Here is a 16,554-nt window from a genome sequence, read left to right as displayed (position 1 = left end):
CTCCACTTTTTTCCGTCTTATCGCCACAAGGACCACCCGACACCATGAGCCTGGCCACCCATCCCGCCCGCGCCTTCCTGCCCTACCCCGATGTCGATGTGCCAAACAGTGCGACCGGCCCCCTGCAAGGTCTGACCTTCGCGGTGAAGGATCTGTTCGATGTTGCCGGCTATCCCACTGGCGGCGGCAATCCGCATGTACTGGCCCGCTCGGGTATCAAGACCTCTACCGCACCAACGGTCCAGAAGCTGCTCGATGCGGGCGCCACGTTCGTCGGCAAGGTGCATACCGATGAACTCGCGTTCTCGATGAACGGCCAGAACTATCACTACGGCGGCCCCTACAACGGTGCGGCGCCGGATCGCATCACGGGGGGCTCGTCGTCTGGATCGGCCTCGGCGGTATCGAACCGGCTGGCTGATTTCGCGCTCGGCACCGACACAGGCGGCTCGGTGCGGGCACCGGCCAGCCACTGCGGACTGTTCGGCATCCGTCCCACGCATGGCCGCATCTCGCTGGAACAGGTCATGCCGCTGTGCGAATCGCTCGATACCTGCGGATTCTTCGCGCGAGACATCGCCACGTTTGCCCGCGTGGCAGATGTGTTGCTCGGTGCCGATGGCGATCCGCTGCCCGCCAAACCCAAGCTGCTGCTCGCCTCCGACCTGTTCGAACTGCCCACCCCTGAAGCGCGCGCGGCATTGGCGCCAACCGTGGCGCGGATCGAAGCGGTGTTTGGCAAGGCTGTGCCCGTCGATGTGGCCGACCGTCCGCTGTCGGACCTGTACTGGGCGTTCCGCTATGTGCAGGGATGGGAAGCGTGGCAGGCCGATGGCGCGCTGATCGAGAACTACGGCTTGCAACTCGGCCCGGATGTGGCGGGCCGTTTCGCCTTCAGCAAGGGCGTGACACAGGCCCAGTTCACGCACTCGACCACGGTCCGCAACGAGTTCATCGTTCATCTGGGCCGATTGCTCGGTCACGACAGCATCCTCGTGCTGCCCACGATGCCCGACATTGCACCGCTGCGCTCCGCGCCGATGGAATCCCTCGAAGACTACCGCACCGCTGCTGCGCATACGCTGTGCCTGACGCCGCTGTCGGGGTTCCCGCAACTGAGCCTGCCACTGTCCGGCCGCGATGGCGCACCGCTGGGGATTTCGCTGATCGGTCCGAAGGGGAGTGACAGGAGCTTGATTGCGGTGGCGGAGGTGTTGATGACGGCGTTGGTGTGAGTTAGGGTTCCGCAATGCCATCTGTTTCCTCCCCTCTCCCGCATCGCGGGAGAGGGGCCGGGGGAGAGGCCATCGAGGCTCTGCTTGCCGACCTGTCGCAATTTGAACCGCTTGCCCTCTCCCCCGCCCCTCTCCCACAAGTGGGAGAGGGGAGCAAACCGAACGGGATAACCAACAATATGACCAAACTTCGCATCACCACCCCCACGCACACCTTCATCGCCGAGACCCACCCGGACGCGCCCGAAACCGTGGCCGCTTTCATGAAGCTGCTGCCCTATCGGCAGAAACTGATTCACGTGCGCTGGAGTGGTGAAGGCTGCTGGATTCCGCTTGGCGAGTTCAAACTTGGCGTGGGCTTCGAAAACCACACCAGCCACCCGTCCGTGGGCGACATCCTGTTCTACCCGGGCGGCTACAGCGAGACCGAGATCATCCTGGCCTATGGCAGTTGCTGCTTCGCCAGCAAGATGGGGCAACTGGCCGGCAACCACTTCCTGACCATCGTGGAAGGCAAGGAGAACCTGCGCGCCCTCGGCACCAAGGTGCTGTGGGAAGGCGCGCAGGATGTGGTCTTCGAGCTGGCGGAATAAGGGGAGTCAGGCGCGGCGTCAGCCCGCCAGCACACCCTGGTCGCTCCGATTGCCATCTGGCGGTGCAACCCGGAACCACGCGGCATAGAGCGCCGGCAGGAACAACAGTGTCAACAGCGTGGCCACGATCAGGCCGCCCATGATGGCGGCCGCCATCGGCCCCCAGAACACGGACCGCGCCAGCGGAATCATGGCCAGTACCGCCGTCGCTGCCGTCAACAGGATCGGCCGGCAACGACGCACGGCCGATTCCACGATGGCCTCCCAGGCCGGCAGGCCGGCAGCGATATCCTGCTCGATCTGATCCACCAGGATCACGGAGTTCCGGATGATCATGCCCAGCAGCGCGGTAATGCCGAGCTGCGCGACAAACCCCATCGGCGCACGCAGCAGCAACAGCGCGGCGGCAGCCCCGATGAGGCCCAGCGGGCCGGTCAGGAACACCATCACCGAACGCGAGAAGCTGTGCATCTGCAGCATCAGCAGCGTGAAGATCAGGAAAATGCAAAGCGGTAGCTGCGCGGCAATCGACGCTCCAGCCTTGCCGCTTTCCTCATCGGCTCCGGCAATCGTGATGCGATAGCCGGCGGGCAGAGACGCGCGGATCGGATCGAGCTTCGGATTGATCTGCGCGGTCACGGTCGGGCCCTGGATGCCTTCGACGATATCGGACTGCACCGTAATGCCGAAGTCGCGGTTCTCACGCCAGATCACGCCGGGCTCCGAGCGCAGCGTGACGCGGGCCACCTGCGTCAACGGCACGGCCCGGCCGCTGCTGGTGGGCACCAGCACGTTGTTGAGATCCGACATTGCATCGCGTTCTTCGCGCGGCGTGCGCATGATGATGTCGATCAGCTTGTCCGCATCGCGGTACTGCCCCACCGGCACGCCAGTGAGCACGGCCTGCGTGGCACGCGCCACGGCATTGGTCGTCACCCCGAGCCCGCGCGCCTTGTCCTGGTCGAGTTCGAGCCGCAGCATCTTGACGTTCTCGTTCCAGTTGTCGTTCACGCCAACCGTTTTCGGATTGTCGGCCATCACGGCCGCGACCTGATCTGCCACCTTTCGCACAACGGCGGCGTCCGGGCCGATCACGCGGAACTGCACCGGATACTGCACGGGCGGCCCGTTCGGCAACAGCTTCACCCGGCCGCGCAACTGCGGGAACTCGGTAGCGATCACGCGTTCGACGCGACGGCGCAAGGGATCGCGCTTCTCCACCGTCACCGGCATCACGATCACCTGTGCCACGTTCGACTGCGGGAAGATCTGGTCCAGCGGCAGGTAGAAGCGCGGCGAGCCGTTGGCCACGAACGTGGTGATGCTGTCCACATCCTCGTCGCGGCGCATCGCCTCCTCGAATCGCTTGGCAACGGTCTCCATCTCCCTGTAGCTGGTGCCTTCCGGCATCCACAGTTCCACCATGAGTTCGGGACGGCTCGAATCGGGGAAGAACTGCGTTTCGATAAATTTGAACGCGAACAGCCCCAGCGCGAACATCGCCAGCGTAATCACGATCACAGACTTGCGCCACGTGACACACCAATGCACGAGCTTGCGGAAGCCCTTGTAGAACGGCGTGTCGAAGACCTCGTGATGGCCACCGTCCGCGGTCCGCGTCTTCAGCAGCAGATAGCCGAGATACGGCGTGAAATACACCGCCGCCAGCCAAGACAGCATCAGCGCCATCGCCGTGACCGCGAAGATCGCAAAGGTGTATTCGCCCACTGTGGACTTGGCCAGCCCCACCGGCAGGAAGCCCGCCGCCGTGATCAGCGTGCCGGTCAGCATCGGCATGGCCGTGGAGGTGTAGGCAAACGTGGCCGCCTCCATCTTGGAGAAGCCTTCTTCCAGCTTGCGGACCATCATTTCCACGGCGATGATCGCATCATCCACCAGCAGGCCGAGCGCAATGATCAGCGCCCCCAGCGATATCTTGTGCAAGCCGATGCCGAAGATGTTCATGAACAGGAACGTCACGGCGAGCACCAGCGGGATGGTCAGCGCCACCACCAGTCCGGGGCGCACGTCGATCCGCAACGGCCGGGTATGCAGCCCCAGCGAAACAAAGCTGACACCCAGCACGATGACCACGGCCTCGATCAGCACGTGCACGAACTCGCCCACGCTACGCTGAACCGCCTTGGGCTGGTCCTGCACCTGCTCCATCTCGATGCCCATCGGCAACTGGCCCCGCAGCCGATCGGTCACGCGGCGCAGTTCCTTGCCCAGCGCGATGATGTCGCCGCCCTTCTCCATCGAGATGCCCAGCCCGATCACGTCCTTACCGTTGTACCGCATGCGGCTGACGGGCGGATCGACATAGCCGCGATAGACGTTGGCGATATCGCCTAGCCGGATGTTGGCAATACCGTTCGGACCGCGCAGCACCAGATTCTTCAGGTCCTCCACATCTCCCAGTTGGCCCGTGACACGGACCTGCAGGTTATCGGTGGGCGTGACCAGCACCCCGCTGCCGGTGGGGTTGTTCTGCTCGGCAATCTGGTTGGCAATGGCATTGATATCGAGGCCAAGCTGCGCAAAGCGCGTCTGGTTGAACTCGATATAGAGCTTCTCGTCCTGCAGTCCGATCAGCGCGACCTTGGCCACGGCGGGAATGCGTAGCAGATCCTGGCGCACCAGGTCGGCGTACTCGCGCAGCTCCTTGTAGTTGAAGCCATCTGCGCTCAACGCATAGATGGAGCCATAGACATCGCCGAATTCATCGTTGAAGAATGGCCCGCGCACACCCTGCGGCAGCGTCTGCTGGATATCGCCGATCTTCTTGCGAACCGTGTACCAGATCTGCGCAGTGTCCTTGGCCGGTGCGTTGTCGGCCAGTTGAAAGATCACCGTGGTTTCGCCCGGCTTGGAGAAGCTACGGATCTTGTCCGCGTACGGCACTTCCTGCAGTTGCCGCTCGATCTTGTCCGTGACCTGCACGGCGATCTGCTCGGCCGTGGCGCCGGGCCAGTACGCCTGCACCACCATCACGCGGAACGTGAACGGTGGGTCTTCGTCCTGACCCAGTTGGAAGAACGCGATCAGGCCGCCGATCAGCAGCACGACCAGCAGATAGCGCGTCAGCGGCTGGTGCTCCAGCGCCCAGCGCGACAGATTGAAGCGGGAATGTTCCATGGGCCGGCCTCAGCCCAGATGACGATCGAGGGCGCTGATGCGCACGCCCGGGTTCGACGCCGGCTGGGCCGGCGTGACAGCCTGCATCGGCTTGACGCGCTGCCCGGTCTTGAGCAAATGCACGCCGGCGGTGACGATGGTCTGGCCCGGTGCCAGGCCCTGCCGGATCTCGATCAGGTTGCCCTGCGCCTCGCCCAGCGTGACGGGCACGGGTTTCACCGTGCCGCTACCACCCTCGCCCGGGGTATAGATCCAGACCTGATTGCTGCCCTTCTGCTGGAGCAGTGCCGTCAAGGGAATCCGGATCGCCGCGTTCTCGCCTGTGCGAGTGAATTGCACGACAGCCGTCATGCCGATGCGCAGGTCGGGCGGGGGATTCGGAATCGTCACGCGCGTGGGATAGGTACGCGTGACCGGATCGGCCGCCGCGGAAATCTCGCGTACGCGCCCAGGCAACGCCCGGCCGGGTTCCGACCAGGTGTGGACCGTGACATCCGAGACGCCGCGCAGCATATCGACCTGATCCTCGGGCAGGCCGATGGCCACTTCCTTCTCGGCCGTCTGGGCCACCCGGACCACGGACTGCCCCGGCGACACTACCTGGCCCACTTCCGCGTCGATGGCCGTCACCACGCCATCGGCATCGGCCGTCAGCACGGCGTAGCCGGTCTGGTTCGACTGATTGCGCAGGTTGGCCTGCGCCTGTTCCAGCCGCGACGCGGCCGAGTCATAGGTAGCTTGGCGGCGGGTCAGTTCTGCCGAACTGATGAAGTTGCGCGCAGCCAGCTCCTTGTAGCGCTTGAGATCGGAAGCCGACAGGTCTCGGTCGGTCTTGGCGGCGTCATATTGCGCACGGGCGCCCGATTCGGCCAGTGCCAGATCGGTAGGGTCGAGCCGCGCCAACGGCTGTCCCTTACGCACCGTGGCGCCCACATCCACCAGACGCGCGGCGATCTTGCCGCCCACGCGGAAGCCGAGCCGGGATTCGATGCGGGGACGGACATCGCCAGAAAACTCGAAAGCAGTCTTGCCGGCCGTAGGGCTCAGTTGCATCAGTCGAACCGGACGGACCGGTGCTTCCCCTTCCGCCTTCTTCCCGCAACCGGACAAGCCCAGCACCAGCACCAGACCTGTCAGGCCGGCGCCGACGGTGCGCATGCGGCGCCCCCACGCCGAGGCAGTGCCACGCGGCACCTTGCAATCCTGGGTTTCATCGGCCGCGACTTCCGGCCTGGCAAATGGCACTGGCATGGACAAGCGTCTTTGATAGAGAGGTGGAGCGAACGTCGGGAATTTCTGGCGCGGCCGACCGGCCGTGGGGGTCTCGTCAACGCCTCTTCCGGGCGTCTTGCCAATGCCGCGCCATCTGGGCGGACACTTACTAACTGGCCGGTCAGTAATATAGCCATCCGGCTCGAGTGCGTCAAACGGCGGATGACAAATGGCGCGCTGACGCGACGAAAAGTCGCGGAGCGGGCGTCACCTGCAACATCGGGGAGCGGACGCCGATGTTACAATTCGCGGCCTCGGCGCCCCTACGTCGCCCGCCTCCCCACCCGCCTTACCAGAAAGAGATTGGCGTGACGCCCGATCAGTATTGCCAGGACAAAGCCGCGAAAAGCGGTTCGAGCTTTTATTACAGTTGCCTGCTGCTTTCCCCCGAGCGCCGGCGTGCCCTGACCGCCTTGCAGGCGTGGCGCCTGGAGCTCGATGCCATCGTTCACGAGAATCATGATGCCGGCGTGGCCCTGCAGCGACTGGACTGGTGGCGCGCCGAACTACGCCGCCTGTATGACGGCAAGGGCGCCCATCCGGTGAGCCTCGCCCTGCAGCCGTTCCTGGCCCAGTTGCCCGTGGCCGAGATGACCCAGGCACTCGACGGCACCGAGATGGATCTGGCGCAATCGCGCTATATAGACGAATCCGCGCTGGCTAAGTACAGCCGCGCCGTGGGCGGCACGTTCGGCAAGCTGGCGGCACGGCTGCTGGGCTGCACTGATCCGCAGACGCTGGCCGCTGCCGAGAAGATCGGCCTGTCGCAACTCCGCATCCGCATCATTCGCGAAATGGGCCGCGACGCGCGCCAGGGCCGGATCTACGTGCCGGTGGACACATTGCAGCGCTTCGAGGTGCCAGCCGCCGACATCATGCAATCGCGGTACTCGCCCCAATTCGCGGTGATGATGCGCGACCAGGCGGCGCAGGCCCGGACGCTGTATCGCGAAGCGCTCGACACCCTGCCGCGTGCCGATCGCCGCGCGTTGCGCGCACCGCTGGCGCTGGCAGCCATCCACCACGCGCTGCTCGATGAAATCGAGGCAGGCGAGTTCCAGGTACTCACGCAACGCACCGCGCTCACGCCGATGCGCAAGCTCTGGCTGGCGTGGAAGACCTGGCTCCGGAACGGCTGAAGCAACACCCCCCATTCAGTAGTCACCAGAAAGCAATCATGACCTCCGCCCAGCCCTCCCTCGGCCAGTCGATCCTGGACCGCGCCGACCTCCTCGCCCAGCATTCCGACATGGAAGGTGGGCTGACCTGCGCCTTCCTGACGCCCGCGCACGCTCAGGCGCAAGCGCAACTGGTTCGCTGGATGGAAGAGGCAGGAATGAGTGTGCGCATTGACGCCATCGGCAATGTGATCGGCCGGTATGCCGCCGATCCCGCCGAGGCGGATCCCAAGGTGCTGATGACCGGCTCGCATTTCGATACGGTGCGCAACGGTGGTCGCTACGACGGCCGGCTGGGCATCCTGCTACCGATCGCAGTTGTGGGGGCGCTGCGAGACGCGGGCATCCGCCTGCCCTACCACTTCGAAGTTATAGCGTTCGCCGAGGAAGAAGGGCTGCGCTTCAAGACCAGCTTCCTGGCCAGCAGCGTGCTGGCCGGACGCTTCGACCCGGCACTGCTGGACCGCGTGGACGCCGATGGCATCACGATGGGCGCCGCATTGGCGGCAGCCGGATTCCCGGGCAGTGGCTCGATCGATGCGCTGCGCGCCGCAGCGGTAGATCCCGCCACACTGGCAGGCTTTGTCGAAGTGCATATCGAACAGGGGCCGGTACTGCTGCACCGCGGCCTGCCGCTGGGTATCGTGACGCAGATCGCCGGCAGCAGCCGCTTCCAGGTGCGGGTGGAGGGCCTGGCCAGCCATGCCGGCACCACGCCGATGGACATGCGCCGCGATGCGGCCACGGGCGCGGCGGAGATGATCCTGCTGGTGGAAGAACGCTGCGGGCGGGTGCCTACGCTAGTCGGGACGGTGGGCCAGTTGCAGGTGCCCGATGGCTCCAGCAACGTGATTCCGGCCGCCTGCACGTTTTCCATGGACATCCGCGCGGGCGAGGATGGCATCCGGGAAGCCGCCATCGCCGACATTGTGGCGGGGATCGAGAAGATTGCCGCGCGCCGCGCCCTGCAGGTAAGTGTGGAACGCGTGACGCCGGTCAACAACGCGCCATGCGCGCGCTGGCTGATGGATCAATTTGCGGCTGTACTGAAAAAGCGGGGACTGGAGACGTTCGAACTGCCCTCGGGTGCGGGTCACGACGCGATGATGATGCAGCGGATCACCGACGTGGCCATGCTCTTTGTGCGTTGCGGCAACGGGGGCATCAGCCACAACCCGCTGGAAACCATCACCGAGGACGATGCCAGGCAGGCGGCGGAAGTCTTTGTAGACTTCCTGCGGCATTTCCGGCCGAAGGGCGGATAATGGCTTCGCAAGGAAGGCGGCGGCATCAACCGCCGCGGTACATTTCCTTGCTGTAGTCGTAGAGATTCTTGCGCAGCGTCTTGCGCTCGTCGGGCGAGAGGTTCTGATGGCCGCCGCGCTGGCTTTGGCGGGCGGCACGCTCGGCCATGTCGCGCTCGGTTTCGGCGCGGTCGTTACGGCGCGGGGGCGAGGGCTGGCGGTTGCGGTCAGGCTGTGGCGCACTGCCCTGTGCCCCAGGCGGCTGGCTGCGCGGATGGAGCAGATGTGCCATCCCTGCCGACTGCGCATGGGCCGGCGCGGATGCCATTGCCAGTAGCAGGGTCATGCCGACAAGCCATCCCGATGGCGCGCGGGTAGCGCGACGCAGGGTTTGCCCGTGCCGGTTTTGCTTCACTTTCATTGGATAATGGCGGTTTTCGACAGTGCCTCCGGACTAGTCCTCCGGACCCTCCGTTTGCCGGCATCCGCATTGCCCTTGTTTGCAGCAGGCAGCGTGCCAGTGCCGGAAACGCGGGAAGCGAAATACCCGTGGTGACCATGTTTTCTCGGGCCATGCAGGACGGCCTCTGACAACGGTTTGCGGAGTGTAATTGCACAGAAGGTGCATGCCGCCATACCACGGGGTAAAGTATGTAACGTTTTGTTAAGCCATTTTGAGCGAAAGCGATAATCGCTAAGATACCGCCATGGAAAATACCAGCCACAAGATTCTCGTCGTGGATGACGACCCGCGCCTGCGCGACCTGCTCCGCCGCTACCTTGGCGAGCAGGGCTTCACGGTTCTCGTAGCGGAAAACGCCACGGCCATGAACAAGCTCTGGCTGCGCGAACGGTTTGACCTGCTGGTGCTTGACCTGATGATGCCGGGCGAGGATGGCCTCTCGATCTGCCGTCGCCTGCGCGGCGCCAACGACCAGACACCGATCATCATGCTCACCGCCAAGGGCGAGGATGTGGATCGCATCGTCGGCCTCGAAATGGGCGCTGACGACTACCTGCCCAAGCCTTTCAACCCCCGTGAACTGATTGCGCGCATCCACGCGGTGCTGCGCCGCAAGGGGCCGGCCGAAGTGCCGGGCGCTCCGTCGGAGACGCCGGAAACGTTCGCCTTTGGCGATTTCGTGCTGAACCTGGCCACGCGCACGCTGACCAAGAACGACGAGGAAATCACGCTCACCACGGGCGAGTTCTCGGTGCTCAAGGTCTTCGCCCGCCATCCCCGCCAGCCGCTCTCGCGCGAAAAGCTCATGGAAATGGCACGCGGCCGAGAATACGAGGTATTCGACCGCAGCCTGGACGTGCAGATCTCCCGCCTGCGCAAGCTGATCGAGCCGGACCCGAGCAACCCGCGCTTCATCCAGACGGTCTGGGGCCTCGGCTACGTCTTCATCCCCGATGGCGTGAAGTAAAGCCGGTCCGCACAGCAGCATCGTGTCGACCGCTCTCGGCCGTACCGCAACGCGGTTCTTCGGTTCGCTATTCTGGCGAACCTTCATGCTGATCGCCCTGTTGCTGGCGATCTCGCTGGGTATCTGGTTCCAGAGCTACCGGCTCTTCGAACGCGCACCGCGCGCCCAGCAGATCGCCATGCAGGTGGTCAGCGTGGTCAAGCTCACGCGCGCCGCCCTGCTCTACTCCGACCCCGCGCGGCGCCGGTTCCTTCTGCTCGACCTCGTCCAGAACGAAGGCATCAAGGTCTATCCGCGAGAAAAGGACGACGACTTCGCCGCGCCCAAGGCCAACCCGTTCCTCACCCAGTTGGTACAGCAGGAGATTCGCAGCCGCCTGGGCGAAGACACGGTACTCGCCACCACGGTCAACGACATTCCCGGCGTTTGGGTCAGCTTCGAGATCGAGGGCGACGATTACTGGGTGGCCATCAGCCCCGAGCGTTTCGAGCGCGTACCGGGCATCCAGTGGCTATGGTGGAGTATTGCCGCGCTGCTGCTATCGATTATCGGCGCCGCATTCATCACGGCGCGCGTCAACTATCCGCTCAAGCGGCTGACCAATGCCGCCAAGCTGATCGGCACGGGTGGCGATCCACCGCCGCTGCGCGAGCAAGGCGCCAGCGAAGTGGCCCAGGCCAACCGCAGCTTCAACCAGATGGTGCGCGACCTGCGCCAGCTCGACGACGACCGCGTGGTCATGCTCGCTGGTATTTCCCACGACCTGCGCACGCCGCTCACGCGTCTGCGCCTGGAAACCGAGATGTCGCCTGTGGATGCCACCACGCGCGACGCGATGATTGCCGACATCGAACAGATGGACGCCATCATCGGTCAGTTCCTGAACTATGCCCGACCGGGCCAGGAGGTGGTGGAGCCGGTGGATCTCTCCGCGCTGGTGCAGGAATCGGTGGGCGTCTATGCCGCGCACGACGATGTGCGCGTGCACGTGCGGTCCAACGGTCCGGTCATGGCCGTGGCCAATCGCATGGAAATCCAGCGCATTCTGGACAACCTTGTGGAGAACGCCCGCCGCTATGCCAAGGACGAGGAAACGGGCATGGCCGAAGTGGAAATCACTACCAGCCTGGACGACAAGGACGCTGTGCTGACGGTGGCCGACACCGGCCCCGGCGTACCCCACGAGCAGCTTTCGCTGCTGACCCGACCGTTCTACCGGCTCGACAGCGCCCGTAGCGAAGCCAAGGGCGCTGGCCTTGGCATGTCGATCGTGAACCGCATCCTGCAGCGCAACGGCGGACGCCTGGTGCTGGCCAACCGCCAGGCACCGAAGAGCGGACTCGTAGTCAGCGCCATGTTCCGCCGCGCCTGACGTCGCTTCCGGACGACACGGCTTTGCCGATTCGCGCCACGTCCTTCGCATTGACAGGTTTTCTTCAGCTACTGATATCGGATTGAAAGGCTGCTGACAGCCGAATGACAGCGCCGACGCGCACACTGGCTGAACAATCGACTACAGGCACCCGCCCCACGGGACGCCAGACCGAGAGACAGCCATGTCCAGCACTCCCAGCACACCGACCTCCCAACACGGGTTTCGCACCGTGTTCAGTGTTGTCAGCGGCAACTTCCTCGAAATGTACGACTTCATGGTGTACGGCTTCTACGCCGCTGCCATCGCCCGTACGTTCTTCCCCTCCGGCAATGAATTCGCGTCGCTGATGCTGTCGCTCGCCACCTTCGGCGCGGGCTTCCTGATGCGCCCGCTCGGCGCCATCGTGCTGGGCGCATACATCGACCATCACGGGCGCCGCAAGGGCCTGATCGTCACGCTGGTGCTGATGGCGCTCGGCACGCTGCTGATTGCGCTGGTGCCCGGCTATGCGTCGATCGGCGTGGCGGCGCCGCTGCTGGTGCTGTTCGGCCGGCTGTTGCAGGGCTTCTCGGCAGGCGTGGAACTGGGCGGCGTCTCGGTCTACCTGTCCGAGATCGCCAAACCCGGCCAGAAAGGTTTCTACGTGGCATGGCAGTCAGCCAGCCAGCAGGTAGCCGTGATCTTCGCCGGGCTGCTCGGCGTGATCCTGCATGCCACGCTGGCACCGGCGCAGATGGACGACTGGGGCTGGCGCGTGCCGTTCCTGATCGGCTGCCTGATCGTGCCGTTCCTGTTCATGATCCGCCGCTCGCTGGAGGAAACCGAGGCGTTCCGCACACGCAAGCATCGGCCGTCCACCCGCGAGATCTACCGCTCGATGCTCGACAACTGGGGCATCATCGTCGCCGGCTGCATGATGGTGGTGATGACCACGGTCTCGTTCTACATGATCACCGCCTACACGCCCACCTTCGGCAAGACCGTGCTCAAGCTCGATGACGTGGACAACCTGATCGTCACGATGTGCGTCGGGCTGTCGAACTTCATCTGGCTGCCGCTGATGGGCGCCGTGTCCGACCGCGTGGGCCGCAAGCCGCTGCTCGTGGTGTTCACCATCGCCACGCTGCTGACCGCGTACCCCGCCGTATCGTGGCTGGTAGCGGAGCCATCATTCGGCCGCCTGTTGATGGTGGAACTGTGGCTGTCGTTCCTGTACGCGAGCTATAACGGCGCGATGGTCGTGACGTTGGCCGAGGTGATGCCGGCAGCCGTACGGACCACCGGCTTCTCGCTGGCGTATAGCCTGGCCACCGCGCTGTTTGGCGGCTTCACGCCGGCCATCTCCACCTATCTGATCCACGCAACGGGCAACAAGGCCGCGCCGGGCCTGTGGCTCACATTCGCGGCAGTGTGCGGCCTGGTAGCCACGCTGATCATCTTTCGTGCGCAGCGCGAGCAGGCAGCGCTGCGTACGGCCTGACAGCCGATACGTGCGCTGTCACGACACTGTCCGTCCATGCGTGGCATACTGCGGCTTCGCTGTTTGCTGCACTGCGGCAGTCGAGATTGCCTATCGCGGCCTTTGAGATTTTCAATTGGCTCCGGCAGTGTCTGACGGCGCATAATCACAGATTGTTGCGATTGCTTCCGTGTATCGGGTGATGCCCGTGAACACGGTGGCGTGTCGCTCGCCTCACTCTCTTCAAACCGTATCAGGAGAAGTCCATGAAGACCGTTGGTCAAAAGCTCGAAGCGTTCCAGATCGTTGGCGTGAAGCCTGGTTTCAACAACCACGAGGAAAACGGCCAGTCGGCTTTCGAAGACATCACCGAGAAGTCGTTCGAAGGCAAGTGGAAGGTGATCTACTTCTACCCGAAGGATTTCACGTTCGTGTGCCCGACCGAAATCGTGGCCTTCGCCAAGCTGAACGGCGACTTCGCAGATCGTGACGCGATCGTCCTGGGCGGCTCGACCGACAACGAGTTCGTGAAGCTGGCATGGCGCCGTGAACACAAGGACCTGAACAAGCTGGACCAATGGCAATTCGCCGACGTGACCGGCTCGCTGGTTGACCAGCTGGGCGTGCGTGACGTGGCTGCCGGTGTTGCCCTGCGCGCCACCTTCATCGTCGATCCGGACAACGTCATCCAGCACGTTTCGGTGAACAACCTGAACGTCGGCCGTAACCCGGAAGAAGTCCTGCGTATCCTGGACGGTCTGCAAACGGACGAACTGTGCCCGTGCAACCGTGCTGTGGGCGGCGCCACGCTGTAATTGGCCCTGCCTGCCCGTCGCCGCAAGGCGATTCGGCACCTCGCGTGGAGGGGCGATGCGCCCTTCCACGCCGAAACCCGCTATGTGCGGGTTTTTTGAGCCCTCGTCGATAGGAGAAATAAATGGAATTCCTCAGCACGATCAAAAATCTTATTCCCGACTACGCCAAGGACATCCGTCTGAACGTGGACGGTACGATCGCGCGCTCATCGCTGGAAGGCAACGATGCCGTGGCCGTGGCACTGGCTGCCGCGTTCGCCGCCAAGAGCAAGGTGATCGTCGACGTGATTCGCAACGCCAACGTGCTGTCTCCCGAGGAAGTCACCGCCACCCAGACCGCATCGGCGCTGATGGGCATGAACAACCTCTGGTATCCGTACGTCGAGATGGCCGAAGACCCCGATCTGGCCAGCCAGCCGGCTGGCCTGCGCATGAACGCATACGCCACGCACGGCGGCGTGGACAAGCGACGTTTCGAGATGTACGCGCTGGCCGCGTCGATCATCGGCAAGTGCCATTTTTGCGTGAAGTCGCACTACCACCTGCTGAAGAACGAGCAAGGCATGAGCGCCCAGCAGTTGCGTGACGTGGGCCGCATTGCCGCCGTGATCGGCGCCGCAGCCAATGTGATCGCAGCCGAGTAAGCCGCCCATCGCGCGGCTCCCGGCGATCCTGAACCGGCCGGCATCGAACGATGCCTGGCCGGTTTTTTATTGGCGGATGGATGTTCTCTGACACGGTCTCGCGCCAATGAGGCGGTGCATTTGTGCTGCGGTCGGCCTACAATCCAGCCAAGGTCACGAACATCGCAGTCGCCATGAGCTCCTTGCCTTCGCACACTTCGCCGCGCTTCCGTTTCCGGCTGGCCGCGGTGTATGACTGGGGCGATATCGCTGCCGTCACGCAACAAGCCTACGGTCAATATGAACTTGGCATCATGGAAGATTGCCGGGCATCATTCCAGCGCGGCATGCATTCCGTACTGGCGGCCAAGGACAATCCGGACATGGAATGGTGGGTGGCGGAAACCGATCACGGCATCAGTGGCGCCGTGCTGTTTTGTCATCCAGGGGCCACGGTGCCCGCGCTCGATGACAGCACGATCACGCTGACGCAGCCCGAGGCGCGGCTGCTTTCGGTCAGCCCGCAGGCGCGCGGGATGGGACTTGGCAAGCGATTGATGCAGATCTGCATCCAGCGCGCCCGTGACATCGGCGCGCATTCGCTGGTCTGCCGCGCCATGCCCGAGATGGACTCCGCCATCAGACTCTGCGAACAGATGGGCTTCCAGAAACGTACGGAGGCCGGTGCACGCCATGGAGCCATGGCGCGCCTCATCGACTACGTCTACACGATCACGCCAGAAGAAGCACCGATGCCTTCGCCACCGCCCCTCTGAGGTGTTGCCCGGGACTCAGTCCTGGGTGTCTGCCGGGCGGCGATAGATCAGCACCGCCGCCTGCGCGACGATGCCTTCCTCCTTCCCCTCGAACCCGAGCTTCTCGTTCGTCTTGGCCTTCACGTTGCAATGCGTGACCGGCAGGCCGAGATCCTCGGCCAGGTTCGCCACCATGCCCTGGATGTGCGGCGCGAGCTTCGGCTTCTGCGCAATCACGGTGGCATCGACATTGCCGATCTCGAATCCCGCTGCGCGTACGCGGCGCGCGGCTTCGCGAAGCAGCACCCGACTGTCGGCCCCGGCAAAATTGGGATCGGTATCCGGAAAATGCCGGCCGATATCGCCCAGCGCGGCGGCACCGAACAGCGCGTCCGTCACGGCATGCAGCAACGCATCGGCATCTGAGTGGCCCAGCAGGCCGCGATCATGGGGGATATCCACGCCGCCCAGGATCAGCTTGCGCCCCGGAACCAGCGCGTGCACATCGTAGCCCTGCCCTACACGGAAATCGAACGGATTCAAAACGGCTCCTTCTGGATTCAGGAAAATATCAGGACGCCGACGGCGCGGCGCCCGCGCGCAGCAGTACGTCTGCCAACGCGAAGTCTTCGGGATACGTGACCTTGAAATTGCGCAGCGACCCATTCACCAGTCGCGGACGCAGGCCCAGCCGCTCGATGGCGCTGGCCTCATCGGTGACCACGGCGCCAGCAGCCATCGCATCCTCCAAGGCATGACGCAGTACGCCGATGCGGAACATCTGAGGCGTCTGCGCCTGCCACAGGCCATCGCGTGGCACGGTCGCGCCAATCCGCGCGGCGGTCGGCACACCCTGCTCTGCCCGCTTGAGCGTATCGGGCACGGGCACCGCCAGGATGCCGCCGATCGGCTCGCTGGCCGCATCGTCGGATTCCACGGCGCGGACCAGCGTATCGATCATCGCCGGCGTCAGGCCCGGTCGTGCCGCATCGTGGACCAGCACCCAGTCGGTGTCTGACGCGCCCAGTGTCTGGAGGTGATGGAGGCCCGCCAATACCGAGGCATGGCGTGAATCGCCACCCACGAAAGCCGTATCGAAACGCAGCCCCGCAAACGCCTGTGCGCCAAAGCGGGACTCCAGTGGCATGTCGTCGGGTGCCAGTACCAGGGCCGTGGCGCTGATCGCTTCACAAGCCGAGAACGCCGCCAGCGCGAACCAGAGCATCGGCCGCCCGGCCACGGTCTGGTACTGCTTCTGCACGGTGCCTCCGGCGCGGCTGCCGGTACCGGCACAGGGAATCAGGGCGAATCGACGATCGGACACAGGTTCTGCGGGTGGATGATAGGAAGCCCGGCTGCAAGCCGGCCGGACCGCATTCTATAATACGGCCCTTGTTCGCCGCCATGGCCTCCGGGCCGTGGCGGCATCGCCAACAC

The 16,554-nt window shown here is 64.3% G+C and carries 15 protein-coding genes; 10 read left to right on the top strand and 5 right to left on the bottom strand.

Going from position 1 to position 16,554, the window contains the following annotated elements:
- Positions 1 to 44: 44 nt before the first annotated feature.
- Both ABDB81_RS09360 and ABDB81_RS09355 read left to right on the top strand, forming a co-directional pair.
- Positions 45 to 1,235, top strand: coding sequence for an amidase (locus ABDB81_RS09360; RefSeq protein ID WP_346810686.1), 1,191 nt, complete (start codon positions 45 to 47; stop codon positions 1,233 to 1,235).
- A gap of 179 nt (positions 1,236 to 1,414) precedes the next feature.
- Complete coding sequence (locus tag ABDB81_RS09355; RefSeq protein WP_137924460.1) at positions 1,415 to 1,828, top strand: DUF3830 family protein; 414 nt, start codon at positions 1,415 to 1,417, stop codon at positions 1,826 to 1,828.
- Positions 1,829 to 1,846: 18 nt separating this feature from the next.
- On the opposite strand, the gene ABDB81_RS09350 is transcribed toward ABDB81_RS09355, so the two are convergent.
- A complete protein-coding gene (locus tag ABDB81_RS09350; protein WP_346810684.1) occupies positions 1,847 to 4,966 on the bottom strand; it encodes an efflux RND transporter permease subunit in 3,120 nt (1,039 codons plus the stop codon).
- A gap of 9 nt (positions 4,967 to 4,975) precedes the next feature.
- Positions 4,976 to 6,124 (bottom strand): efflux RND transporter periplasmic adaptor subunit, encoded by a 1,149-nt coding sequence (locus ABDB81_RS09345; RefSeq protein WP_237380273.1) that lies wholly within the window; start codon positions 6,122 to 6,124, stop codon positions 4,976 to 4,978.
- 422 nt (positions 6,125 to 6,546) lie between these two features.
- Here ABDB81_RS09345 and hpnD point away from each other — a divergent pair, with 422 nt between their 5' ends.
- Together hpnD and ABDB81_RS09335 are read left to right on the top strand one after the other, a co-directional pair.
- Complete coding sequence (gene hpnD, locus ABDB81_RS09340) at positions 6,547 to 7,377, top strand: presqualene diphosphate synthase HpnD (protein ID WP_160472137.1); 831 nt, start codon at positions 6,547 to 6,549, stop codon at positions 7,375 to 7,377.
- Between the two features lie 38 nt (positions 7,378 to 7,415).
- Positions 7,416 to 8,681: a Zn-dependent hydrolase gene (locus tag ABDB81_RS09335; protein WP_346810682.1), complete on the top strand. Its 1,266-nt coding sequence runs from the start codon at positions 7,416 to 7,418 to the stop codon at positions 8,679 to 8,681.
- 25 nt (positions 8,682 to 8,706) lie between these two features.
- On the opposite strand, the gene ABDB81_RS09330 is transcribed toward ABDB81_RS09335, so the two are convergent.
- Positions 8,707 to 9,081, bottom strand: a complete 375-nt coding sequence (locus ABDB81_RS09330) for a hypothetical protein (RefSeq protein ID WP_346810680.1) — start codon at positions 9,079 to 9,081, stop codon at positions 8,707 to 8,709.
- A gap of 286 nt (positions 9,082 to 9,367) precedes the next feature.
- On the opposite strand from ABDB81_RS09330, the gene ompR reads away from it, so the two are divergent.
- From ompR to ABDB81_RS09300, 6 genes are all read left to right on the top strand, one after another.
- On the top strand, positions 9,368 to 10,090 hold the full coding sequence (ompR, locus tag ABDB81_RS09325; RefSeq protein ID WP_010810107.1) for a two-component system response regulator OmpR: 723 nt from the start codon (positions 9,368 to 9,370) through the stop codon (positions 10,088 to 10,090).
- A gap of 22 nt (positions 10,091 to 10,112) precedes the next feature.
- Entirely contained in the window at positions 10,113 to 11,462 is a 1,350-nt protein-coding gene (locus ABDB81_RS09320) for an ATP-binding protein (protein WP_137924454.1), read from the top strand.
- Positions 11,463 to 11,646: 184 nt separating this feature from the next.
- A complete protein-coding gene (locus ABDB81_RS09315) occupies positions 11,647 to 12,945 on the top strand; it encodes an MFS transporter (protein ID WP_346810677.1) in 1,299 nt (432 codons plus the stop codon).
- 245 nt (positions 12,946 to 13,190) lie between these two features.
- Positions 13,191 to 13,739 (top strand): peroxiredoxin, encoded by a 549-nt coding sequence (locus ABDB81_RS09310; RefSeq protein WP_130390292.1) that lies wholly within the window; start codon positions 13,191 to 13,193, stop codon positions 13,737 to 13,739.
- Positions 13,740 to 13,861: 122 nt separating this feature from the next.
- The gene (locus ABDB81_RS09305) at positions 13,862 to 14,383 is read left to right on the top strand and encodes a carboxymuconolactone decarboxylase family protein (RefSeq protein WP_137924452.1); all 522 of its coding nucleotides are present in this window, start codon (positions 13,862 to 13,864) and stop codon (positions 14,381 to 14,383) included.
- Between the two features lie 173 nt (positions 14,384 to 14,556).
- Positions 14,557 to 15,138 carry a GNAT family N-acetyltransferase gene (locus tag ABDB81_RS09300; RefSeq protein ID WP_137924451.1) on the top strand — a complete coding sequence of 194 codons (582 nt, stop codon included), beginning with the start codon at positions 14,557 to 14,559 and terminating at the stop codon, positions 15,136 to 15,138.
- A gap of 15 nt (positions 15,139 to 15,153) precedes the next feature.
- Here ABDB81_RS09300 and ispF read toward each other — a convergent pair whose 3' ends face one another.
- Both ispF and ispD read right to left on the bottom strand, forming a co-directional pair.
- Entirely contained in the window at positions 15,154 to 15,660 is a 507-nt protein-coding gene (gene ispF / locus ABDB81_RS09295; RefSeq protein ID WP_160472131.1) for a 2-C-methyl-D-erythritol 2,4-cyclodiphosphate synthase, read from the bottom strand.
- 28 nt (positions 15,661 to 15,688) lie between these two features.
- Complete coding sequence (ispD, locus tag ABDB81_RS09290) at positions 15,689 to 16,441, bottom strand: 2-C-methyl-D-erythritol 4-phosphate cytidylyltransferase (RefSeq protein ID WP_137924449.1); 753 nt, start codon at positions 16,439 to 16,441, stop codon at positions 15,689 to 15,691.
- Between the last annotated feature and the right edge of the window lie 113 nt (positions 16,442 to 16,554).

The sequence above is a fragment of the Cupriavidus sp. DL-D2 genome (genome assembly GCF_039710735.1).
Lineage (GTDB): Bacteria > Pseudomonadota > Gammaproteobacteria > Burkholderiales > Burkholderiaceae > Cupriavidus.
This window is presented reverse-complemented; position numbering and strand designations above follow the sequence as displayed.

What these genes read in the sequence shown, in the direction of transcription:
- ABDB81_RS09310 (WP_130390292.1), top strand. Translation starts at nt 13,191, where the DNA reads ATGAAGACCGTTGGTCAAAAGCTCGAAGCGTTCCAGATCGTTGGCGTG.
- ABDB81_RS09315 (WP_346810677.1), top strand. Translation starts at nt 11,647, where the DNA reads ATGTCCAGCACTCCCAGCACACCGACCTCCCAACACGGGTTTCGCACC.
- ABDB81_RS09345 (WP_237380273.1), bottom strand. Translation starts at nt 6,124, where the DNA reads ATGCGCACCGTCGGCGCCGGCCTGACAGGTCTGGTGCTGGTGCTGGGC.
- ompR (WP_010810107.1), top strand. Translation starts at nt 9,368, where the DNA reads ATGGAAAATACCAGCCACAAGATTCTCGTCGTGGATGACGACCCGCGC.
- ABDB81_RS09305 (WP_137924452.1), top strand. Translation starts at nt 13,862, where the DNA reads ATGGAATTCCTCAGCACGATCAAAAATCTTATTCCCGACTACGCCAAG.
- ABDB81_RS09350 (WP_346810684.1), bottom strand. Translation starts at nt 4,966, where the DNA reads ATGGAACATTCCCGCTTCAATCTGTCGCGCTGGGCGCTGGAGCACCAG.
- ABDB81_RS09335 (WP_346810682.1), top strand. Translation starts at nt 7,416, where the DNA reads ATGACCTCCGCCCAGCCCTCCCTCGGCCAGTCGATCCTGGACCGCGCC.
- ABDB81_RS09300 (WP_137924451.1), top strand. Translation starts at nt 14,557, where the DNA reads ATGAGCTCCTTGCCTTCGCACACTTCGCCGCGCTTCCGTTTCCGGCTG.
- ABDB81_RS09330 (WP_346810680.1), bottom strand. Translation starts at nt 9,081, where the DNA reads ATGAAAGTGAAGCAAAACCGGCACGGGCAAACCCTGCGTCGCGCTACC.
- ABDB81_RS09360 (WP_346810686.1), top strand. Translation starts at nt 45, where the DNA reads ATGAGCCTGGCCACCCATCCCGCCCGCGCCTTCCTGCCCTACCCCGAT.
- ABDB81_RS09355 (WP_137924460.1), top strand. Translation starts at nt 1,415, where the DNA reads ATGACCAAACTTCGCATCACCACCCCCACGCACACCTTCATCGCCGAG.